This window comes from Pseudomonas sp. FSL W7-0098, from assembly GCF_005930585.1.
Lineage (GTDB): Bacteria > Pseudomonadota > Gammaproteobacteria > Pseudomonadales > Pseudomonadaceae > Aquipseudomonas > Aquipseudomonas bubulae.
The window spans coordinates 54632-76398 of record NZ_RXHW01000008.1 but is presented as its reverse complement, the minus strand read 5'-3'; the positions used below and the strand labels follow the sequence as shown (position 1 = coordinate 76398).

The window sequence follows — 21767 nt, the reverse complement described above, 5'->3', positions numbered from 1 at the left end:
ATACCTCGGTGTTCTATGCGCTAAACCTGCGGGATTTTTCGCGGTGCCATGAAGTACATCCACACTAACGCAATGAAGTACATCGCTGGAATCATGGTGAACAGCAAGGTGTAATTATTGTTGGTGACCGTCAGCACATAGCCCACGAACTGGGTCATAAACATCCCGCCGATCGCAGCGCACATGCCGCCAAAGCCGAACACGGTGCCCATCATATGTTTGGGCGTGTAGTCCATCACCATGCTCCACACGTTGGCCGTCCAGGCCTGGTGCGCACCCAGGGCCAGGGCAATGGCGCCCACGGCGACCCACAGCTGGCTGGAGCCTGCGGCCATGACCACGCCGATGATGCTGATGGCACACAACAGCATCGACACCAGGCGCGCCTTGACTGCCGCCATGCCGCGTTTGATCAGAACCGATGACAGGATCCCGCCGCCCACACTGCCGAAATCGGCAGTGATGTAGATGATGATCAGCGGGATGCCCATTTGCGTCACGCTGATGCCCAGGTTGTATTGCTGGTTCAGGAACGGCGGCAGCCAGTACAGGTAGAACCAGAACACCGGTGCCGTCATGGCGTAGGACAAGGCGAATGCCCATGTGCCGCGCATCTTGAGGATGGTGCCGAACGAGACGGTGGTTTGCTCAGGCTCTTTCTCTTGTTGGATGTAGTCCAGCTCGGCCTTGGTGACGGTCGGGTGCTCTTCCGGGTTGTAGTACTTCAAACCCCAGAAGATCAGCCAGATACCGCCCAAGGCTGCCATGCACAAAAAGGCCGCCTGCCAGCCCCACACATGCAGTACCAGCGGCAACATCATCGGCGTGAACATGGCGCCTACGTTGGTGCCGGCGTTGAAGATGCCGCTGGCCACGGCGCGCTCGCTGGCCGGGAACCACAGGCGCGTGGTTTTTACGCAGGCCGGGTAATTGGCGGCTTCAGTGATGCCGAGGATAAAGCGGCAGATCATAAAGCCCACCGCCGAAGTGGCCAGGCCATGGGCGCCGGTGGCCAGGCTCCACAGCAACACGGCGCAGAAGAACACGCGCTTGACCCCGACACGGTCGATCAGTCGGCCTTGCAGCACGAAGCCGATGGCGTAGCCCACCTGAAACCAGAAGTTGATGTTGGCGTAATCCATCGCCGTCCAGCTCATCTCCTTGGCCAGGATCGGTTGCATTACGCCCAGGGCAGCACGGTCGATAAAGTTGAGGGTGGTGGCGAAAAACACCAGTGCGAGCATGCCCCAACGGGTTTTGCCAGTCGCCAGGGTGCCGCGAATCTTGTCACCGATTCCTGCGTTTGGAGCATGGGCAGAAGTGGTGCGTGCAGTCGGAGAAGGGACCATGGATGTTTACCCGTTTCTTGGAATTTTTATGTGGTGTTGCACAACAAGTGACGCAGGGAGTACGGGCTTGATGGTGGCGAGTGGACAAAAAGTCGTCAATTCAAGATAGGCCATATTGTTCGATAATCGCACGCAAAACTAACCGGTTGGTACAGATTGGTTGCTCAATAATAGGGCGCCCTTAATAATCAAGCCATTAAGAAATGCCGTCGCCTGCAGGCTGCGCCAATCCTGGGAGTTATAAATGAAGCGTTCGATCGCCACGGTTTCCTTGAGCGGCACCCTGCCGGAAAAGCTCGATGCCATTGCGGCGGCAGGTTTTGACGGGGTCGAAATTTTTGAAAACGACCTGCTGTATTATGACGGCAGCCCCCGAGAGGTGCGTCAGATATGTACCGATCTGGGGTTGGAAATAAGCCTGTTTCAGCCGTTTCGTGATTTTGAAGGCTGCCGCCGCGATCGTTTGGCCCGCAACCTCGACCGCGCCGAACGCAAGTTTGACCTGATGCAGGAGCTGGGCACCGATCTGGTGCTGGTGTGCAGCAATGCCGCAACGGATTCGGTGGGTGACCGGCAGATTCTGCTCGATGACCTGAGCCTGCTCGCCGAGCGCGCCGGGGCGCGCAATCTGCGTATTGGTTACGAAGCCCTGGCCTGGGGCCGTCACGTAAACACCTGGCAACAGGTCTGGGACCTGGTGCGCGAGGTCGATCACCCCAACCTCGGCGTATTGCTCGACAGCTTCCACACCCTGTCCCTCAAGGGTGACCCGAGTGGCATTGCGCAGATTCCCGGTGACAAAATCTTCTTTGTACAGATGGCAGACGCCCCGATTCTGGCGATGGATGTGCTGGAGTGGAGCCGTCACTTCCGCTGTTTCCCGGGGCAGGGCGAGTTCGATCTGCCAGGCTTCCTGGCACCGATCATACAAAGTGGCTACACCGGGCCGCTGTCGCTGGAGATCTTCAACGACGGTTTTCGCGCCGCTCCGCCCCGCGCCAATGCGGCCGATGGCTTGCGTTCGTTGCTGTATCTGGAAGAGAAAACCCGCGAGCGGCTTGCCCTGCAAAATGCCCCGGTCGCTACCTTGGAGCCACTGTTCGCCCCGCCCGCTGCCAGTTCGTACGATGGCATCGAGTTTCTCGAATTTGCCGTGGATGAAAGCCAGGGCGCGCAACTGACCCACTGGCTTGAGCGCCTGGGTTTCAGCAAGGCCGGGCAGCACCGCTCAAAAAATGTGAGCTTGCTGCGCCAGGGTGATATCAACCTGATCCTCAACGCCGAACCCTATTCTTTTGCCCATAACTTTTTTGAGGCCCACGGTCCGTCTTTATGTGCCACTGCCATTCGGGTGCAAGACAGTGCCAGCGCACTGGCCCGTGCCGTGGCCTACAAGGGGCAGCCTTATCGCGGGCTGGTCGGCCCTAACGAACTGGAGCTGGCGGCAGTGCGTGCGCCCGATGGCAGCCTGATTTATCTGGTGGACAAAGACGCTACCGGCAAGCCGTTGTATGAATCTGACTTCAACCTCACGTCAGCCCCATCACCCCAGGGCGGCCTTAAACGCATCGATCATATGGCGATGGCATTACCCGCCGACAGCCTCGACAGCTGGGTACTGTTCTATAAGAGCCTGCTGGATTTCGAAGCCGATGACGAAGTGGTGCTCCCCGACCCCTATGGTCTGGTAAAGAGCCGCGCGCTGCGTAGCCGTTGCAGCTCGATTCGCTTGCCGCTGAACATTTCCGAAAACAGAAACACCGCGATCTCACATGCTCTGTCGAGTTATCGCGGCTCGGGTGTGCACCATATCGCCTTTGAGTGTGACGACCTGTTCGCCGAAGTCAGTCGCGCCAAAGCCGCAGGCGTGCCGCTGCTGGATATCCCGCTCAATTATTACGACGACCTGGCGGCGCGCTTTGATTTTGATGACGAATTCCTGAGCAAACTGGCCTATTTCAACGTGCTGTATGACCGCGATGCCCAGGGTGGCGAGCTGTTTCATGTGTACACCGAGGCGTTTGAAGGGCGGTTTTTCTTCGAGCTGCTGCAACGCAAAAATGGCTATGCCGGGTATGGCGCGGCGAACGTTGCGGTGCGCCTGGCGGCGATGGCCAAGTCACGCAGTGGTGCGGTGCGTCAGGCAAAGTTGTAGGGCGACTTCCTTCATGGGGCGGGGCGCCCCATAATCCCGGGCACTCCAACCTGGCCGTGAGCCTTAAATGACCAATACTCCAGAAGTCGATACCGGCGCCACGGCACCGGTAGTCGAACCGCGTAAAAGCCGTAAGAACAACCCTGAAAAGACCCGGGAAAATATCCTGCAAGAAGCCATTGTCGAGTTCGTCGAACAAGGCCTGGCGGGGGCGCGGGTGGATGCGATTGCCGAGCGCACTAAAACCTCCAAGCGCATGATCTATTACTACTTCACCAGCAAGGAGCAACTCTACGTCGAGGTGCTGGAGAAGTTGTACGGCGAAATCCGCAGCATCGAAAGCTGCTTGAATCTGGATCAGCTTGAGCCGGTTCTGGCGATTCAACGACTGGTGGAATTCACCTTCGACCACCACGACATGAATGCGGATTTTGTACGTATCGTCAGCATCGAAAATATCCACAAGGGCGAGTACATCAAGCGCTCCGAAGGCATCAAGGCCATGAACGACACGATTGTGCAGGCACTTGAAAAGATCCTGCAGCGTGGTGTGGAACAAAAAGTGTTCCGCGCCGGGCTCAACCCGCTGGATGTGCATTTGCTGGTCAGCTCGTTCTGTTTTTACCGCGTATCAAATCGCTACACCCTGGGTGAAATTTTCCAGATCGACTTCTCTGATCTGCAGGTCAAGCAGCGTCAGCGCGACATGATGTGTGATGCCGTATTGCGCTATTTGCAGGCGTGAACAGGCGGCACACTTTGTACTAATGAAACACAATACCAATTGAAAATCATTCTCGACAAAAAGTAAGATAGCGGCCCCTTTCCTTCATGCTCAGGGAGTCGGTTTGTTGGATACGGATCTCAAGGGCTTGTTCCTCAAGCATGCCAGTACCCTGCGCGGGTATCTGGCGCGCAAGGTACGAGACCCACAGCTGGCCGCGGACCTGGTGCAGGAAAGTTTTCTGCGCATGGCCGAGCGTGGCCGCAAAGAGCACATCGACAACTCCCCCGGTTACCTCTATCGCATTGCTGGCAACCTGCTGGTCGATCACATTCGTCAGGAAACCCGGCGCAAGACCGATACGGTCCCCCATGAAGCACTGGCCGAAATCGAAGACGAAATGGCAGGGCTGGAGGCCCAGGCGATGGCTGAACAACAGCGCATGGCTCTAAAGCAGGCATTGTCCGAATTGCCCGAACGCACCCAGGAAATCTTCCGTCTCAACCGCATCGAGGGCATGACCCATGCTCAAGTTGCGCGCCATCTTGAAATTTCTGACAGCTCGGTGCAAAAGCATCTGTCGAAAGCCTTGGCTTACGTCATGCAGCGTCTACAAGAGCCCGAGAAATAACTTTCAAATATGTGGATGAACGGCTTACTGAGTTTTAGCCGGCGAGACGTCACTGCTTATATATAACGAGAAATAGAGATTCACACCTGATGAGCCAAGGCCCCGAACAGCAGAGCATTACTGAAGCGGCCGCCGAGTGGGCGGTGCGTCTGCACGCGGGTGCGTTGAGCGAGGAGGCGCAGGCGCAACTGGAGCAGTGGCTGGCGGCCGATAAGCGCCATCCAGAGGCCTTGCGCTTTGCCGAGCAGACCTGGGCAGCGCTGGGGGATTTGGCGCTGGAGCCGCGTCCTGTAGCCCATCGCCAGCGACCAGCAGAAGCCCGACCCGCGCCGGTGAGCCGACGTCGACGGCCGTTGCGCTGGGCCGGACGTGCTGCAGTGCTGTCGTTGGTAGTCGCAGTTGGCTGGTTTAGCGGCCCGACGATACTGATACAGATGCAGGCCGACTACCGCACAGGTGCGGGAGAAATCCGCACGGTTCAGCTCGACGACGGCAGCTCGGTACAGCTGGATGCCTCCAGTGCCATCAGCATCGACTACGACACTGGCGAGCGGCGTATCAGCCTGCTGGCGGGTTCGGCGGTGTTTGACGTGGCGCCCATGGGCGAAGCCGAAACCCGGCCTTTTGTGGTGCAAAGTGCGGGCGGGCGTACCCGAGCGCTGGGCACGCAATTTGTGGTGGGCCGCGAAAGCCGCGATCAGGCGTGGGTCGGCGTGCTGCAACACAGCGTTGCCGTGAGCCTGCAAACGCCGCCGGCCCAAGGCGCAGCGCAGCAAACCCTTGAGGAGGGCCAGAGCGCCCGCTACAGCGCAGCGCAGGGTGTAGAAAAACTGCCCGGTTTCGACTTGAGCGCAGCCACCAGCTGGCGCCGTGGTGTGCTGGTATTTGACCGCCAGCCATTGGGCCATGTGATCGAGCAGCTCAACCGCTATCGCCCCGGCCAGATCATCTTGGCCAACCCGGCCCTGGCCAGTCGACAGGTCAGCGGCGTATTCCGCCTCGAAATGCTCGACAGCGCCCTGCACACCCTTACCCAGGAGTTGCAGGTGCAGCGCGTCGAACTGGCGGGCGTGAGCCTGGTGTATTGAGCCACCACAAAGCTCTGCAGCGCTTTTTGAAAATTAATCGCAAAAACCTTTACTGACTTTTCCCCCATCTTACGTCTTGCTATTGAGATTCATTCGCAAAGCAGCTCGTAAGCCTGGGGAAAATAAAAATGATGGGTAGTCAGCGCAAAGGGGTGCAATCCGCAAGTCGGTTAGCCTTTGCAGTTCATGTCGGGATTGTCGCCCTGTTGGCGGCGCAAATGCCGGTGCAGGCCGCAGAAAAAGTCAGCAGCGCCGTTCAGCAAGAATTTATCGCCTTCCATATTCCGGCCCAGCCGCTGGACAAGGCCGTGCTGATCTTCGCCGAACAGGCGGGCCTGCAAGTGCTGTTTGACAGCCAGATGCTGCGCGGCCTGAGCTCCGTGGCGCTGAATGGCGACCTTGGCGTGCAGGAAGGCCTGGCGCGCTTGCTGGGCAACAACCCGGTGGAATATCGCTTTACCGGCGAGCGCCAGATCACCCTGACCCGCGTCAGCGGCGAACACAACGGCGCCCTGGCCCTGGGCACCACCTCGGTGACGGCCAGTGAGGGTAATACGGCGGATTGGGTTTATCAGACGCCTGAAGGGGTGTCCGTGATTACCAGCGAGCAAATCAACAAGCGCGCCCCCCGCCACACAGCCGACATGCTCGAAGAAACCCCCGGTGTCTACACCGCAGTAGACCAACGCGACCCAGGCTTGTCGATCAATATCCGAGGTCTTCAGGACTATGGCCGGGTCAACATGAACGTTGATGGCATGCGCCAGGACTTCAGCGTCAATGGTCACCAGCATCGCAACGGCGTGATGCTGATCGATCCGCAGATGATCTCAAGTATTGAAATTGATAAAGGCACTCAGTCGGGCATGGGCGGTGCTGCAGTACTCGGGGGGATCGCCACCTTTAAAACCATCGAAGCCAGTGATTTTTTGAAAGATGGCAAAGAGTTCGGCGGACGTATCCGGGCAGGTAGCGGTATCGGTGAATTGGGTAACGGTACTTATTTCAACGGTGGTGGAGTGTTCGCCATTGGAAACGACATTGGCGATGCCTTGTTTGCCTACAGTGAACGACACTTCGGCAACTACCGTAGTGGCCGGCAAAACGCTGACAACCTGGGGGATGAAATCCGCGTCAAAAAAACTCGCCGCGAAGCCTGGAACAACTGGCTGAACAATGAGGTGGGGGATGCAGGCAGCGTGACGCGCTCGCAGATGGTCAAGTTCGGCCTCAACTTGCCCAATGATCAGCGTGTACAACTGAGCTATCTGAATACCGACAGCGACAGCAATGATTCATGGACCTACGCGATCAACAACGAGACGGACTATGACTACGTCCGCCACAGCAAGAACAATCTGGGCACCGCCAACTTCGGGCTGGACTACAGCTTTAATCCCGACAACGAACTGATCGATTTCAAGGCCAAGCTGTATTACGTCACCACTGAACTGGTGCGTTCCAACGCCGGGCACCAGACGAGCGAAGTAAGGAACAACTACGACCCGTACAAGGACTATTTCCGTACCGATACCTGGGGGCTGCAAGGCGAGAATACATCACGCTTCAACTTCGATTCCTACGGTCTTTTAACCTGGAATTATGGCCTGGAGATGTACCAGGACACCTTCAAGCCAAAGAGCAATAAAGTTGCGGCCTTGAGTGAAGCGGTAAAACCTTATGTTGATGGTGCCGACCCTTCTGGCAAGCGCACTATGGCCAGCCTGTTCAGCAATCTGGAGTACAACTACAACGACTGGTTGACCCTCAATGGTGGCTTGCGCTATGACCGCTATCGCCTTGAAGGCAAGACGGGGATGACGATCTATCGTAGAGAAATAATTCGCCATGAAAATGGTGTGCCAATAGTCGACCAAAACCCTGCTAAGCGTGTCGAGGATACCTATGACCTGGACGAAGAGAGTGGCCAGTTTTCACCGACCTTCGGTCTTGCCATCAAGCCGGGTGTGGACTGGCTGCAGTTATATGCACGCTGGGGCAAAGGCTGGCGACCACCAGCAGTGACTGAAGTATTGATGACTGGGCGGCCCCATGGCGGTAATGCCCCTGAACGGGTGTTCCCCAACCCATTCCTTAAAGCCGAGGAGTCCAGAGACTGGGAAGTGGGCTTCAATATTTTTAAAGAATCGTTGTTTTTTAATAATGACCGGCTGGGCGTGAAAGTATCTTACTTTGATAATCGCATCAAAAACTTTACGTTTATGCAGTACGGTATCGCGCTGCCTGAAGCATCAAATAATTTTGGTGATCTGGCATATGTTAATAATTTGAATGACACCCGTTTTAGGGGGCTTGAGTATCAGCTCAACTATGATATGGGGCATGCGTATACCAATTTAAGCTACACCCATATGATTGGCGCTAATGATTTTTGTGCAAATGATCACTATCTTGGGGGCGCCAAAAAAACCGGAAAAATCCTGAAGAGTTATTTGGAACGTTATGTAAAGCCGGATGGGACAATGGGCTTTAGAAAAGTGAGCGAGTATGAGTACCTGGATGATGATAAAAGCAACAGCTACGTCGCGTGCGGCGGGATCATGGGCAGCGCGGCGCATATGCCCGCAGACCGGGGATCTTTAACCGTTGGTGCGCGCTTTCTGGAGCGACGCCTGGACACGGGAATTCGTTTGCGCTATAGCCGCGGTAACGGTGCCGATATGAACGCTCATAATTATTACAATATCGAACAAGCGACCTGGCCCAAATACAGTGTGTATGACCTGTATGCCAGTTACTGGCCCACTAATGATGTGAACCTCACGTTAGTGCTGGAGAACGCCACTGATGAGGCATATTTCGTTGCCATGGGCGATGCCAATAACTTGAGTTTGGCTCGGGGTCGTACATTGAGCGGAATGCTCGAATACAAATTTTAAAAAACAGCGATTCTGTCGTTGTTAAAGATTTTGCTCGTGTTGAGCAAAAGCACGCAGACGTGTGCAGGTTGTCACTAAATCTATCAATGGAAGAAAGTAAATATGACTATCTCGGTAACTTACAACTCAGTGTATGGCGATATTTCTGTTAAAGACGTATTGAGTGAGTGGTCGACCGGCTTCCGCACCGCGGATCATGGTGCAGCCCATACCGGTGGTTTCAACACAGGTGGCCGTGCAATGACGGGCGAGCAATATGCAACTCAGGGCGCTAACGGTTCGTCCTACGCCTTCGTGGCAGAGAGCGATACGGATAATGGCTTGAATTATGTGTTCAACCCTAAGCTGTCCGCGGGCGACAACATGAACCACTTTTTGTGGGGCAATCTGGATAACGTGCAGTTGGGTAACTATCTGGGCGGCGGTCAGGGCAGCGATTTCACGCTGGGCGACTACACCGCCTCCTTCAACGGCCTCGACCTGTCTGCCGCCAGCGATGCTGGCCGTGCTGGCAACGCTGTTCAGGACGTGATCTACGGCCTGATGAAAGGCGACGTATCGGGTCTGGAAGGCGTGCTCAACAACCTGCTGAGCGGGTTCGGCCTGTCTACCGATTCGACCTTCGACCAACTGGCTGCGGCCGGCCTGGCTCACGCCGATGCACCACTGGCGGCTGATATCAGCCTGATTGGCGTGCTGGATGTGGCTCAGGACTGGGCACTGGCGGCGTAACTCCCGCCCACCTCAGTGAACTCCAATCCTGTGGGAGCCGGGCTTGCCCGCGATGGCATCGGCATGGTCTGGCAGTCAGACCGCGCCGCTTGCATCGCAGGCAAACCAGCTCCCACAGGGTTTTCGGCCCATATCCTCGGAATCTTTCCATGACCCGGCCCAAAGCCAACGAGATGCTGGCTGCCTTGACGGCCTACAAACGTGCTTTTTTCAATATCGGCCTGTTCTCGGCCGTGATCAATTTACTGATGCTGGCCCCGGCCCTGTACATGCTGCAGGTATATGACCGGGTGTTGGCATCGGGCAATCAAATGACCCTGTTGATGCTGACGCTGATGATCCTCGGCCTGTTTGGCCTGATGGGGGCGTTGGAGTGGGTGCGTAGCCAGGTGGTGATCCGCCTCGGCACGCAGATGGACATGCGCTTGAATCAGCGCGTCTACGACGCCGCTTTCGAGGCGCAATTGCGCACCGGCAGTCCGGCAGCAGCGCAGGCGTTGAATGACCTCACCAGCCTGCGCCAGTTCGCGACGGGCAATGCGCTGTTCGCGTTTTTCGACGCGCCGTGGTTTCCGGTGTATCTGTTTGTGATCTTTATGTTCAGCCCCTGGCTGGGGCTGTTGGCCCTGGGCGGCGCGGTGCTGTTGATGCTGCTGGCGTGGGTCAATCAGCGCGTTTCCCAAGCGCCGCTCAAGGCCGCCAGCGAGTTGTCGGTGCAGGCCACCCAGCAGGCCAGCGCGCATCTGCGCAATGCCGAGGCCATTGAAGCCATGGGCATGCTCGACACCTTGCGCGGGCGTTGGCTGGCGCAGCACACGGCCTTTTTGGCGCAGCAGAATCTGGCCAGCGAAAAAACCGCCACCGTCAGCGCCTGGTCCAAGGGCGTGCGTCTGGCCCTGCAATCCCTGGTGCTTGGCCTCGGTGCCTTGCTGGCGGTGCAGGGGCAGATCACGGCCGGGATGATGATTGCCGGCTCCATTCTGATGGGCCGGGTGTTGAGCCCCATCGATCAGTTGATCGGCGTGTGGAAACAGTGGAGTTCGGCGCGGCTGGCCTATCAGCGTCTCGAAGCCTTGCTGCACAGCTATCCGGCTCGGGCGCAACGCATGGCTTTGCCCGCGCCACGGGGCGAGCTGGCGGTGGAGCAATTGAGCGCCAGTGCGCCCGGCACCCGTCGCGCCACCCTGGCCAACCTGAGTTTTACCCTGCCGGCCGGGCAGGTGCTGGGGGTGATCGGGCCTTCTGGTTGCGGCAAGTCAACCCTGGCCCGGCTGCTGATCGGCGTATGGCAGCCGCTGGCGGGCAAGGTGCGGCTGGACGGTGCCGAGCTGTCGCAGTGGGACAAACACCAGCTTGGCCCGCACTTGGGTTATTTGCCCCAGGACATTCAGCTGTTTGCCGGCACCATCGCGCAAAACATCGCACGCTTTGCCGAGGTGGATGCCGACAAGGTACTGGCCGCCGCGCAACTGGCGGGTGTGCATCAGCTGATTCTGCAATTGCCCGACGGTTATGAAACGCGCCTGGGCGAGGGTGGCGCTGGTTTGTCCGGCGGGCAGAAGCAGCGCATCGGCCTGGCCCGCGCGCTGTACGGTCTGCCTGCGGTGATCGTGCTCGACGAACCCAACTCCAACCTCGATGAAGCCGGGGAGCAGGCCTTGTTGCAGGCCATTACCCAGCTCAAACAGCACAAGCGAACCCTGATTTTGATCACCCACAAACCCAATGTGCTGACCCTCACCGACCAACTGTTGATCCTGCGCGAAGGCCAGCTACAAGCCTTTGGCCCCACGGCCAAGGTGCTCGGCGCGCCCGCTGCAGCTAAACCTGCGGCGCCCAAGCCGGCGATGAACGTGAGCTACCGGCTCGGTACGGCAGAGGCGAACAAGGCATGACGCAGTTAAATGCCAAGGCCGTTGGCGACAGCAATGTGCTGCAACTGGATGACACCCGATATGCGCGCCTGGGCTGGTTGTTGATGCTCGGCGGCTTTCTCGGATTTCTCGGCTGGGCCGCATTGGCACCGCTGGATAAGGGCGTTGCGGTGTCGGGCAAGGTGATGGTTTCGGGCCATCGCAAAGTGGTGCAACACCCCAGCGGCGGGATTGTTGAGCGCATCGATGTGCGCGACGGCGACAAGGTGGTCGCAGGCCAGGTACTGATTCGCTTGAAGGAAACCCCGCTGCTGGGTCAGGCCCAATCCTTGCGCAGCCAGTTTTATGGCTCGCTGGCCAGTGAAGCGCGGCTTAATGCCGAGCGCGACGGTGTGGCCAGTGTGAGCTTTCCCACCGAGTTGACGGCATTGGCGAGCGAGCCGGAGGTGGCGTCCAATCTGGCTTTGCAACGGCAATTGTTCGATAGCCGGCGTCAGGCATTGCTGCTGGATCAGCAGGGTATCGATGAAAGCATCGCGGGCGCCGAGGCGCAGTTGCGTGGGGTACGTGACTCCCAGGCCAGCAAGGTGCTGCAGCGCACGGCCCTGGCCGAGCAGTTACAAGGTTTGCGTGAGCTGGCCCGTGAAGGCTATATCCCGCGCAATCGCCTGTTGGACAGCGAGCGGGTGTACGCCCAGGTGCTGGGTTCGATCAGTGAAGACTACGGTCGCATCGGCCAATTACAGCGACAAGTGCTGGAGATGCGTCTGAAAATTCGGCAACTGGCCGAGGAGTATCAAAAGGAAGTGCGTACGCAACTGGCCGATACCCGGGTTCGCACTGAAGACCTGCGCAATCGGCTGGCGTCGGCCGAGTTTGAGTTGGCCAACAGTCAGTTGCGCGCGCCGGTGGCCGGGATTGTGGTGGGCCTGGATGTGTTTACCGAAGGTGGGGTGATCAAGCCCGGTCAGGCGCTGATGGAAATCGTGCCCCAGGGCGAGCCCCTGCTGGTCGAGGCCCGGGTGCCGGTCGAGCTGGCCGACAAGGTGCACGCCGGGTTGCCGGTGGAGCTGATGTTTTCGGCCTTTAGCCAGAGCAGCACGCCGCGGGTGGCGGGGGAAGTGATGCTGGTGTCGGCGGATCGCCAGGTCGATGAACGCACGGACGAGCCGTATTACACACTGCGTGCCCAGGTCACTGAAGCAGGCATGGCCCAGTTGGCAGGGTTGCAGATTCGCCCGGGCATGCCGGTTGAGGCATTTGTGCGCACGGGCGAGCGCTCGATGCTCAATTACCTGTTCAAACCGCTGCTCGACCGTACTCACATGGCATTGGTGGAAGAATGACCGTGCGCCAGTTTGTATGTGGATTATTGATGGTGTGCACGGGGCCGGTGCAGGCATTGGGGTTGCTGGACGCCTACGATCTGGCCGTGCGCAATGACCCGACCTTCCAGGCCGCCATCGAAGAGCGTGCCGCCGGTGAGGAGAACCGCGCCCTTGGCCGCTCCGCGTTGCTGCCGACCCTGTCGTGGAACTACAACAACTCACGCAACGAGTCTGAAGTCACCCAGGCCAGCACCCGGACCGATCGCGACTACCGCAGTTATGCGGCAACCTTGACCTTGCAGCAACCACTGCTGGACTACGAAGCCTACGCACGATTCCGCCAGGGCGCGGCGCAGGCGTTGTTTTCTGATGAACGCTTTCGCAGCAAAAGCCAGTATCTGGCGGTGCGGCTGCTTAATGCCTATAGCCAGGCCTTGCTGGCACAGGAGCGCATTGAACTGAGCCGTGCGCAAAAGCGTGCTTTTGCCGAGCGTTTGCAGCTTAACCAGCGATTGCTCAAGGGCGGCGAGGGCACCCGCACAGATGTGCTGGAAACCCAGGCGCGCCTGAGCATGGCGGTGGCCGAAGAAATCGAGGCGCAAGACAATCAGGACGCAGCCCTGCGGGAGCTGGAGGCGATGCTTGGCGAGCCGTTGCAGATCGGGCAACTGGCCCCGCTGGCGGCGCACTTTGCGATTGCGCCGCTGGAGCCGCAGCGCTTTGAAAGCTGGCGCGAGCTGGCCCTGGCCAATAACCCGGAACTGGCCTCGCAGCAGCATGCGCTGACCTCGGCCGAGTACGAGGTGGAGCGCAAGCGCGCCGGGCATCTGCCCAAACTCAGCTTGTATGCCAGCAGCCGTCAGACCAGTTCTGACTCCGAAAGTACCTATAACCAGAAATACGACACCAACAGTGTCGGCATTCAGCTCACCGTGCCGTTGTTTGCGGGGGGATCGGTGTCGGCATCGACCCGCCAGGCCGCGCGGCAATTGTCCCAGGCCCAGTATGAACTGGACGCGCAAACAGCCAGCACGCTGGTGGACCTGCGCAAGCAGTACAACCTCAATAGCAGTGCTGCGGCCAAGGTGCGGGCCTATGAAATGGCGGTGGAGTCCGCCGGTGCCCTGGTGCAGGCGACGCAGAAAAGCGTGAGTGGCGGCGAGCGGGTCAATCTGGATGTGCTGGATGCCGAGCAGCAGTTGTTCAGTGCCAAGCGGGATCTGGCCGAGGCACGCTATGCGTATTTATTGGCACGGGTACAGCTCAGGTATTACGCGGGGGTATTAAACGAGGGGGATTTGCGGCAGGTGGCGGGGTATTTTCGGGCCCATTAAACATGGCCATATTGCGGCCTTACCATCGCGGGCAAGCCCGCCCCCACAGGTATTGCGCTGATCCTGTGGGAGCGGGCTTGCTCGCGATTCGGTCGACACGGTGTATCAGAACCTGTGTTTACCGACGAACCAGCAACACACCCGATTCCATATGGTGCGTCCACGGAAACTGGTCAAATACCGCGCAGCGCTGGATACGGTGAGTATCGTGCAGTTGGGCGATATTCTCGGCCAATGTCGCCGGGTTGCACGAGATATACAGGATGTTGTCGAAACGGCGGGTCAGCTCACAGGTGTCCGGGTCCATGCCCGCGCGAGGCGGGTCGACGAAGACGCTGCCGAACTCGTAGCTTTTCAGGTCGATGCCCTGCAAGCGACGGAACGGACGTACTTCGTTCAGGGCTTCGGTCAGCTCTTCGGCCGACAAGCGTACCAGCGTGACGTTATCCACAGCGTTGTCGCGCAGGTTGTTCAGCGCGGCGTATACCGACGTCTTGCTGATTTCGGTGGCAAGTACCTTACGCACACGGGTAGCCAGCGGCAGGGTGAAGTTGCCGTTGCCGCAATACAGCTCCAGCAGATCATCCGAACGCTCGCCCAGTGCGTCGTATGCCCAATTGAGCATCTTCTGGTTGACCGTACCGTTTGGCTGGGTGAACGCGCCTTCAGGCTGTTGATACGTGAAGGTGCGGCCTGCCACTTCCAGCTTCTCGACTACATGATCGCGGCCAATCACAACACGTTTGCCCTTGGAGCGACCGATCACGCTGATATCCAGGTCTTTGGCCAACTGCTCGGCGGCGGTTTGCCAGTGCTCGTCCAGCGGGCGGTGATAGCACAAGGTGACCATTGCATCGCCTGCCAGGGTGGTCTGGAACTCCACCTGGAACAACTTGTGGCTCAGGGCCGAACTGGCTTGCCAGGCAGCCTTGAGCTGGGGCATCAGTTGGTTGATGCGCAGGCTGGCGATCGGGAAGTCTTCGATCAGGATCGGTGTGCGCTTGTCGTCCTGGGCAAACATGGCGTAGTGACGCTCACCACCCTCGCGCCACAGACGGAACTCGGCCCGCAGGCGAAAGTGCTTGAGCGGCGAGTCGAACACCTGCGGCTCAGGCGCATCGAAGGGCGCCAGCAGCTCACGCAGACGGTTGGCCTTGGCTTCAAGCTCAACGGCGTAGGTAGCAGAATCAAACGGCAAGGCACTCATGCGTTAAACCAACCCAGCTTGACCACAAACAGAACCGACAAAATGATCAGCGGTGCATTCAACTCGCGGGCGCGGCCCGACAGCAGCTTGATCACGGTCCAGGAAATAAAGCCGAAGGCGATGCCGTTGGCGATGGAGTAGGTGAACGGCATGGCCAGGGCGGTGATTACCACCGGGGCGGCGACAGTTACGTCGTCCCATTCGATTTCTGCCAGGCCGCTCATCATCAGTACGGCCACGAACATCAGCGCAGGCGCGGTGGCGAAAGCTGGAACGCTGGCCGCCAATGGCGAGAAGAACAGCGCCAGCAGGAACATGATGCCAACCACAATGGCGGTCAGGCCGGTACGGCCACCGGCGCTCACGCCCGCTGCCGACTCGATGTAGCTGGTGGTGGTCGAAGTGCCCAGCAGCGAACCGGCCATGGCCGCGGTGCTGTCGGCGATCAGGGCGCGGCCCATTTTCGGCATGTGGCCGTCCTTGCCCATCAGCCCGGCGCGCTTGGCAACGCCGATCAGGGTGCCGGAGTTGTCGAACAGGTCAACAAACAGGAAGGCAAAGATCACGCTGATCAGGCCGATATCCAGCGCGCCTTTGATATCCAGCTGCAGGAAGGTCGGAGCCAGGGAGGGCGGCATCGACACGACACCACCGAAATCGGTCACGCCCATGGCAATCGAGGCAATGGTCACGGCCAGGATGCCAATCAGCACCGCCCCGCGCACTTTCATCGCTTCAAGGGCCACGATCAGGGCAAAGCCCAGGGAGGCGAGGATCACTTTTGGCTGAGCCAGATCGCCCATACCTACCAGGGTAGCCTTGTTGGCAACCACGATACCGGCGTTGCCCAGGGCGATCAGCGCCAGGAACAGGCCGATACCGGCGGCAATGGCCGAGCGCAGCGGTAGCGGGATGCTGTTGATGATCCATTCGCGGATGCGAAAGATCGACAGCAGGAAGAACAGCACTGCCGAGATAAACACTGCGCCCAGCGCGACCTGCCAGGTATGGCCAAGGTGCAGCACCACGGTGTAGGTGAAAAAGGCGTTCAGGCCCATGCCCGGTGCCAGTGCAATCGGGTAGTTGGCGATAATGCCCATGGTGGCTGAACCGATGGCGGCCGCCAGACAGGTGGCAACAAACACGGCGCCCTTGTCCATGCCCGTTTCACCGAGGATGCTCGGGTTTACGAACAGGATATAGGCCATCGCCAGGAAGGTGGTGATACCCGCAAGTATCTCGGTACGCACATTGGTGTTGTGTGCTTTGAGTTGAAACAGCCTTTCCAGCATGCCAGTCCCCGTGGCGCCAAATGCGCCGTGATTAAATCGTTTTCAACAGCAAAGCACAGACGCGGACCGCCTGAAGATTTTCTGTCTGTCGGAAAAAGCCGCGCATCATACCAGCAGCTCGTGGATATGGCTGCTTTGGTTACCTTGCGAGGCCATGTTTTATAACCTTGATGTGGCAGGCATACTGCGTGCCAGTTTTCGGAGGGACCCATGAAGCACTTCATCAAACCTGTTTCAGCCTGTTTTGGCCTCTTTATAAGTGCCGCTGTCAGCGCTGCGCCTGCCATGCCTTTGAGCACTGTCGAGATCCTCAAGGTAGCGTCTGTTTCCTGTGCGGTGGAGGATGTGTCCGATGGTCGCGAGCAGACCCGCTGCGACCATAACGGCCCCCATATCAAGGTCTATGTGCTGGAACGCGGTTACGGCGGCCAGCCGAATGTGACTCTGGACGGCCAGGAAGTGGATGGCGTACGGGCGCCGGTATGCAATCAGGGCGAGGGGCTGGTGGCCTGTAACGGTTCAGGCACCACCGTGGGGCACTTGTACACCTTTGATCTGGGTAACATGAACGGTGGCTGGTTCGAGTTCAGTAACAGTTCGCTGGTACCGCCGCACAATCGGCTGGGTGTGAAGCTATATATAAGGTAGCAGCGGCTACAGAAAACCTCCGCCGTGGGAGCGAGCCTGCTCGCGAACGCTTTTCGCGAGCAGGCTCGCTCCCACGGAAGGGCTTGATCGGGAACAGAATATCTAGAGGGTATTGCGCTCTTCCACCATCCGGTCCCGATTGGCCAGCCCCGGGAACAGTTTTATCCACAGCCCGGTAACAATCAGCGTACCGACGCCGCCCAGCACGACAGCAGGCACTGTGCCCAGCCAGTGAGCCGTGGCCCCGGATTCAAACTCCCCCAACTGGTTGGACGCGCCGATAAACAGACCGTTAACCGCGCTCACCCGGCCACGCATCTCGTCCGGAGTCTCCAGTTGCACAAACGAAGCGCGAATCACCATGCTGATCATGTCCGCCGCGCCGAGTACCACCAGTACCGCCAATGAAAACCAGAACGAGGTCGACAGGCCGAAGGCGATGGTGGCAACGCCGAAGACCCCCACAGCGGTGAACATCACGCGCCCCACCTTGCGCTCCACCGGGAATCTGGCCAACCACAGTGACATCAGCAAGGCGCCGATCGCCGGTGCCGAACGCAACATGCCCAGACCCCAGGGGCCGGTCAGCAGAATATCCTTGGCAAACACCGGCAGCAGCGCCGTGGCCCCGCCCAGCAGCACGGCAAACAGGTCCAGGGAGATAGCGCCCAGCACGTCCGGGCGACTGCGAATAAAACGAATGCCCGCCAGCAATGAGTCCAGCGTGGCCTTGGCCTTGTTCAACGGCAACTGACGGGCTGGCAGGTTGCTCATCAGCAGTGCCGCAATCAGGTACAGCGCCACGCTCGGGCCATACACCCACACGCTGCCAAAGGCATACAACAGGCCGCCAAACGCCGGTGCGACGATGGTGGCCGATTGCTGTGCCGCTTGTGCCGCCGCCACGGCCCGGGGAAACAGTTCAACTGGCACGATGGAAGGTAGCAGCGCCTGGGTGGCAGGCATTTCGAAGGAGCGGGCCGCGCCGAGCAAAAACGCGAGGATAAAGATCATTTCCCGGGTGATATGGTCGCTGGCACTGCTAATGGCCAGTGTCAGGGCAATCATCGCCTGCAGTGACTGGCACACGGCGGCCACCCTGCGGCGGTCATAGCGGTCGGCCACATGCCCGGTGTGCAGCATGAACAGCAGGCGTGGAGCGAACTCGATCAAGCCCACCCAACCCAGGTCCATCACGTTGCCGGTGAGCTGATAGAGGTTCCAGCCGATGGCCACTGTCAGCATCTGAAATGCACTGGCGGTGAAGATGCGGGCAAACCAGAAGGCCACAAAGGGTCGGTGATGGCGTAGCAGAAGGGGCTGGCTGGTCATGTGGGAGGATCGTGCTGAAGGGTTGGGGGAGGCCGAGATTATCACTGTTTTGTAACAAATAATGACTCAAAACATCATGATCTCCGGGAGCCTGATAAGGGATTTCTGCGATTCCCTGCACTTCTTGCAACGGTCTATATCAAGGGCTGAGGCATCGTGTCACGCGACAACAAACCACATTAGCCGTGTGTCAGGAATGGACTACTCTTTCCACCATGCTTGATCCAGATCAAAACCTCTCCGGTTTTGTCTGAGTGGCCAGTCGGCCAGATCCCTTTTTGTTGTGGTTAAAAAGCGAGCAGCGATTCGCAGCGGCCATGGCTTGCGGGGAAGTTGGATCCGGGCGCGACGCTCGGGTCCTCAACGACCTGATACCTGATAGAGGAAGACTTATGTTCGGTTTGGAGGCTCTCGATCTCGCCCGAATTCAGTTCGCGTTTACCGTGTCGTTCCACATTCTTTTTCCCGCCATTACCATCGGTCTCGCCAGTTATCTCATGGTGCTCGAAGGCATGTGGCTGAAAACCCGTGACGACACCTACCGCGACCTGTACCACTTTTGGTCGAAGATATTCGCCGTCAACTTTGGGATGGGCGTGGTGTCGGGCCTGGTCATGGCCTATCAGTTCGGTACCAACTGGTCGAGGTTCTCGGACTTCGCCGGTGCTGTTACCGGGCCGCTACTGACCTATGAAGTACTCACCGCATTCTTCCTTGAAGCAGGTTTTCTGGGGGTCATGCTGTTTGGCTGGAACCGCGTCGGTCGCGGGATGCACTTTTTCTCGACCGTCATGGTGGCCATCGGCACACTGATCTCGACCTTCTGGATCCTGGCCTCCAACAGCTGGATGCAGACCCCGCAAGGTTTTGAAATCATCGATGGCCGAGTCATTCCGGTGGACTGGCTGGCGGTGATTTTCAACCCGTCGTTCCCTTACCGTCTGGCGCACATGGCCACGGCCGCCTTTGTTGCCACGGCATTTTTCGTCGGTGCCTCGGCTGCCTGGCACCTGTTGCGCGGTCGCAATACACCGGCCATTCGTCGCATGTTCTCGATGGCGATGTGGATGGCCCTGGTGGTTGCGCCGGTGCAGGCCTTTATTGGTGACGCCCACGGCCTGAATACCCTTGAGTATCAGCCGGTGAAAATCGCCGCGATCGAAGGTCACTGGGAAAACAAGCCGGGTGAACCGACGCCGCTGATTCTGTTCGGCATTCCCAACATGAAAACCGAGACCACGGACTACAAGATCGAGGTGCCATACCTGGGCAGCCTGATCCTGACCCATAGTCTGGACAAGCAGATCCCGGCCATGAAGGACTATCCGGCAGCGGATCGTCCGAACTCGACCATCGTGTTCTTCACCTTCCGCATCATGGTTGCGTTGGGCATGTTGATGATCTTTATCGGCCTGTGGAGCGTGTGGCTGCGTAAACGCGGCACCCTCTACGAGAACCGCTGGTTCTTGCGCCTGGTGCTGTGGATGGGGCCATCGGGCCTGATCGCGATCCTCGCGGGCTGGTTTACTACCGAGATTGGTCGTCAACCGTGGGTGGTCTACGGGCTGATGCGCACGGCTGATGCTTCGTCCAACCACAGCGTCACGCAAATGAGCATCACGCTGGTCATGTTTGTCGTGGTGTATTTCTCGCTGTTCGGTGTAGGTCTGGGCTACATGATGCGTCTGGTACGCAAGGGCCCGATCACCCACGAAGGCGATGACGAAACCCACGGTGGCCCAGGCCAGCAACGCACGCCTGCCCGTCCTCTGTCTGCAGCCCATGAGGGTACAGATGAAGGCCACAGCGACAGCCTGACGAAGGGGAATTGAGTCATGGGTATTGATCTGCCACTTATCTGGGCAATCATCATCATCTTCGGGATCATGATGTATGTGGTCATGGATGGTTTCGATCTGGGGATCGGCATCCTCTTTCCCTTTATCAAGGGCGAGAAAGATCGCGATGTGATGATGAACACGGTCGCCCCTGTCTGGGACGGTAACGAAACCTGGCTGGTACTGGGCGGCGCGGCGCTGTTCGGTGCCTTCCCGCTGGCCTACTCGGTCGTGTTGTCGGCGTTGTACCTGCCACTGATCCTGATGCTGATGGGCCTGATCTTCCGCGGCGTGGCCTTTGAGTTCCGCTTCAAGGCACGCCCGGAAAAACGCCATATCTGGGACAAGTCCTTTATCGGCGGTTCGCTGGTGGCGACGTTCTTTCAGGGCGTGGCATTGGGGGCCTTTATTGATGGCCTGCCGGTAGTCAACCGCCAGTACGCCGGTGGCGGGCTGGACTGGCTGTCACCGTTCACGGTGTTCTGCGGTATTGCCCTGATCGTGGCGTACGCCCTGCTGGGTTGCACCTGGCTGATCATGAAGACCGAAGGCGAACTGCAAGAGCGCATGCACAAACTGGGTCGCCCGCTGGCACTGGCCGTTCTGGTGCTGATGGGCATTGTCAGCCTGTGGACGCCGCTGGCCCACACAGACATCGCGGCCCGCTGGTTTACCCTGCCTAACCTGTTCTGGTTCCTGCCGGTGCCGATCCTGGTGCTGGTGACCATGTACGGTCTGCTCAAAGCAATCGCGCGCAAGGCCCACTACACGCCGTTCCTGCTGACCCTGGTGCTGATATTCCTGGGTTACAGCGGCCTGGGCATCAGCCTGTGGCCGAATATCATTCCGCCTTCGATCTCGATCTGGGACGCGGCGGCACCGCCGCAAAGCCAGGGCTTCATGCTGGTGGGCACCCTGTTTATCATCCCGTTCATTCTGGGCTACACCTTCTGGAGCTACTACGTGTTCCGCGGCAAGGTGACCCACGAAGACGGTTATCATTAGTAGCAAGTGCCGCTGTGGCCTGAGGGCCACAGCCTTTTCCCCAAGAGGAGGCCCCACATGGCTGGCAAGGATTATCTACACGACGTGCAAGAATGCGAAAAGAAGCCTTTATGGCAACGCATAGGCTGGCTGCTGGTGATCTGGACCGGCAGTGTGGCCACCCTGGCAGTATTTGCCTGGCTGATCCGCATGTTCATGACGGCGGCAGGCATGAAAAGCCACTGACTTCCCATCCCGTTGCCTTGCGGCTACGGTTTTATGACCCGCTTCGGCGGGTTTTTTTTGTACTGTCTTCTGTGGGAGCGAGCCTGCTCGCGATACAGGCGCTGC

The 21767-nt window shown here is 58.7% G+C and carries 17 protein-coding genes; 13 read left to right on the top strand and 4 right to left on the bottom strand.

Annotation, left to right across the window (positions count from 1 at the left end; genetic code table 11):
- Positions 1-20: 20 nt before the first annotated feature.
- Positions 21-1349, bottom strand: a complete 1329-nt coding sequence (locus tag FHL07_RS15950; protein WP_094999385.1) for an MFS transporter — start codon at positions 1347-1349, stop codon at positions 21-23.
- Positions 1350-1593: 244 nt separating this feature from the next.
- Between FHL07_RS15950 and quiC the strand changes: the two genes are divergently transcribed.
- From quiC to FHL07_RS15905, 9 genes are all read left to right on the top strand, one after another.
- On the top strand, positions 1594-3504 hold the full coding sequence (gene quiC, locus FHL07_RS15945; RefSeq protein ID WP_095031769.1) for a 3-dehydroshikimate dehydratase QuiC: 1911 nt from the start codon (positions 1594-1596) through the stop codon (positions 3502-3504).
- Between the two features lie 67 nt (positions 3505-3571).
- On the top strand, positions 3572-4249 hold the full coding sequence (locus FHL07_RS15940) for a TetR/AcrR family transcriptional regulator (protein ID WP_138738686.1): 678 nt from the start codon (positions 3572-3574) through the stop codon (positions 4247-4249).
- 103 nt (positions 4250-4352) lie between these two features.
- On the top strand, positions 4353-4859 hold the full coding sequence (locus tag FHL07_RS15935; protein WP_095039261.1) for an RNA polymerase sigma factor: 507 nt from the start codon (positions 4353-4355) through the stop codon (positions 4857-4859).
- An 89-nt stretch (positions 4860-4948) separates the two neighbouring features.
- On the top strand, positions 4949-5947 hold the full coding sequence (locus tag FHL07_RS15930; RefSeq protein ID WP_095039260.1) for a FecR family protein: 999 nt from the start codon (positions 4949-4951) through the stop codon (positions 5945-5947).
- Between the two features lie 308 nt (positions 5948-6255).
- The gene (locus FHL07_RS15925; protein WP_238705558.1) at positions 6256-8847 is read left to right on the top strand and encodes a TonB-dependent receptor; all 2592 of its coding nucleotides are present in this window, start codon (positions 6256-6258) and stop codon (positions 8845-8847) included.
- Positions 8848-8949: 102 nt separating this feature from the next.
- Positions 8950-9579, top strand: coding sequence for a heme acquisition protein HasA (locus FHL07_RS15920; protein ID WP_095031766.1), 630 nt, complete (start codon positions 8950-8952; stop codon positions 9577-9579).
- A gap of 149 nt (positions 9580-9728) precedes the next feature.
- The gene (locus FHL07_RS15915; protein WP_095024970.1) at positions 9729-11474 is read left to right on the top strand and encodes a type I secretion system permease/ATPase; all 1746 of its coding nucleotides are present in this window, start codon (positions 9729-9731) and stop codon (positions 11472-11474) included.
- Positions 11471-12799 carry an HlyD family type I secretion periplasmic adaptor subunit gene (locus FHL07_RS15910; RefSeq protein WP_138738684.1) on the top strand — a complete coding sequence of 443 codons (1329 nt, stop codon included), beginning with the start codon at positions 11471-11473 and terminating at the stop codon, positions 12797-12799. The genes FHL07_RS15915 and FHL07_RS15910 overlap by 4 nt, the downstream gene beginning before the upstream one ends.
- On the top strand, positions 12796-14115 hold the full coding sequence (locus FHL07_RS15905; protein ID WP_232527621.1) for a TolC family outer membrane protein: 1320 nt from the start codon (positions 12796-12798) through the stop codon (positions 14113-14115). The genes FHL07_RS15910 and FHL07_RS15905 overlap by 4 nt, the downstream gene beginning before the upstream one ends.
- A gap of 118 nt (positions 14116-14233) precedes the next feature.
- Here the strand turns inward: FHL07_RS15905 and trmA are convergent, their stop codons facing one another.
- Positions 14234-15322, bottom strand: coding sequence for a tRNA (uridine(54)-C5)-methyltransferase TrmA (gene trmA / locus FHL07_RS15900; protein ID WP_095018391.1), 1089 nt, complete (start codon positions 15320-15322; stop codon positions 14234-14236).
- Positions 15319-16614, bottom strand: a complete 1296-nt coding sequence (locus FHL07_RS15895) for an NCS2 family permease (RefSeq protein ID WP_094999374.1) — start codon at positions 16612-16614, stop codon at positions 15319-15321. The genes trmA and FHL07_RS15895 overlap by 4 nt, the downstream gene beginning before the upstream one ends.
- 210 nt (positions 16615-16824) lie before the next feature.
- Here FHL07_RS15895 and FHL07_RS15890 point away from each other — a divergent pair, with 210 nt between their 5' ends.
- Positions 16825-17262 (top strand): DUF4879 domain-containing protein, encoded by a 438-nt coding sequence (locus FHL07_RS15890; RefSeq protein ID WP_138738683.1) that lies wholly within the window; start codon positions 16825-16827, stop codon positions 17260-17262.
- A 102-nt stretch (positions 17263-17364) separates the two neighbouring features.
- Here the strand turns inward: FHL07_RS15890 and FHL07_RS15885 are convergent, their stop codons facing one another.
- Positions 17365-18594, bottom strand: coding sequence for an MFS transporter (locus tag FHL07_RS15885; RefSeq protein WP_095018390.1), 1230 nt, complete (start codon positions 18592-18594; stop codon positions 17365-17367).
- A 392-nt stretch (positions 18595-18986) separates the two neighbouring features.
- Here FHL07_RS15885 and FHL07_RS15880 point away from each other — a divergent pair, with 392 nt between their 5' ends.
- From FHL07_RS15880 to FHL07_RS15870, 3 genes are read left to right on the top strand one after another with little or no spacing between them, the layout of a single operon-like run.
- Positions 18987-20426, top strand: a complete 1440-nt coding sequence (locus FHL07_RS15880; RefSeq protein WP_094999371.1) for a cytochrome ubiquinol oxidase subunit I — start codon at positions 18987-18989, stop codon at positions 20424-20426.
- Positions 20427-20429: 3 nt separating this feature from the next.
- The gene (gene cydB / locus FHL07_RS15875; RefSeq protein ID WP_095018389.1) at positions 20430-21437 is read left to right on the top strand and encodes a cytochrome d ubiquinol oxidase subunit II; all 1008 of its coding nucleotides are present in this window, start codon (positions 20430-20432) and stop codon (positions 21435-21437) included.
- Positions 21438-21494: 57 nt separating this feature from the next.
- A complete protein-coding gene (locus FHL07_RS15870; RefSeq protein ID WP_016779358.1) occupies positions 21495-21662 on the top strand; it encodes a DUF2474 domain-containing protein in 168 nt (55 codons plus the stop codon).
- The last annotated feature ends 105 nt before the right edge of the window (positions 21663-21767 follow it).

Excerpts from the sequence above, each read along its gene's own strand:
- FHL07_RS15915 (WP_095024970.1), top strand. The coding sequence starts at position 9,729 with ATGACCCGGCCCAAAGCCAACGAGATGCTGGCTGCCTTGACGGCCTAC.
- FHL07_RS15905 (WP_232527621.1), top strand. The coding sequence starts at position 12,796 with ATGACCGTGCGCCAGTTTGTATGTGGATTATTGATGGTGTGCACGGGG.
- FHL07_RS15880 (WP_094999371.1), top strand. The coding sequence starts at position 18,987 with ATGTTCGGTTTGGAGGCTCTCGATCTCGCCCGAATTCAGTTCGCGTTT.
- trmA (WP_095018391.1), bottom strand. The coding sequence starts at position 15,322 with ATGAGTGCCTTGCCGTTTGATTCTGCTACCTACGCCGTTGAGCTTGAA.
- FHL07_RS15885 (WP_095018390.1), bottom strand. The coding sequence starts at position 18,594 with ATGACCAGCCAGCCCCTTCTGCTACGCCATCACCGACCCTTTGTGGCC.
- quiC (WP_095031769.1), top strand. The coding sequence starts at position 1,594 with ATGAAGCGTTCGATCGCCACGGTTTCCTTGAGCGGCACCCTGCCGGAA.
- FHL07_RS15870 (WP_016779358.1), top strand. The coding sequence starts at position 21,495 with ATGGCTGGCAAGGATTATCTACACGACGTGCAAGAATGCGAAAAGAAG.
- FHL07_RS15920 (WP_095031766.1), top strand. The coding sequence starts at position 8,950 with ATGACTATCTCGGTAACTTACAACTCAGTGTATGGCGATATTTCTGTT.
- FHL07_RS15890 (WP_138738683.1), top strand. The coding sequence starts at position 16,825 with ATGAAGCACTTCATCAAACCTGTTTCAGCCTGTTTTGGCCTCTTTATA.
- FHL07_RS15940 (WP_138738686.1), top strand. The coding sequence starts at position 3,572 with ATGACCAATACTCCAGAAGTCGATACCGGCGCCACGGCACCGGTAGTC.
- cydB (WP_095018389.1), top strand. The coding sequence starts at position 20,430 with ATGGGTATTGATCTGCCACTTATCTGGGCAATCATCATCATCTTCGGG.
- FHL07_RS15930 (WP_095039260.1), top strand. The coding sequence starts at position 4,949 with ATGAGCCAAGGCCCCGAACAGCAGAGCATTACTGAAGCGGCCGCCGAG.
- FHL07_RS15910 (WP_138738684.1), top strand. The coding sequence starts at position 11,471 with ATGACGCAGTTAAATGCCAAGGCCGTTGGCGACAGCAATGTGCTGCAA.
- FHL07_RS15950 (WP_094999385.1), bottom strand. The coding sequence starts at position 1,349 with ATGGTCCCTTCTCCGACTGCACGCACCACTTCTGCCCATGCTCCAAAC.
- FHL07_RS15895 (WP_094999374.1), bottom strand. The coding sequence starts at position 16,614 with ATGCTGGAAAGGCTGTTTCAACTCAAAGCACACAACACCAATGTGCGT.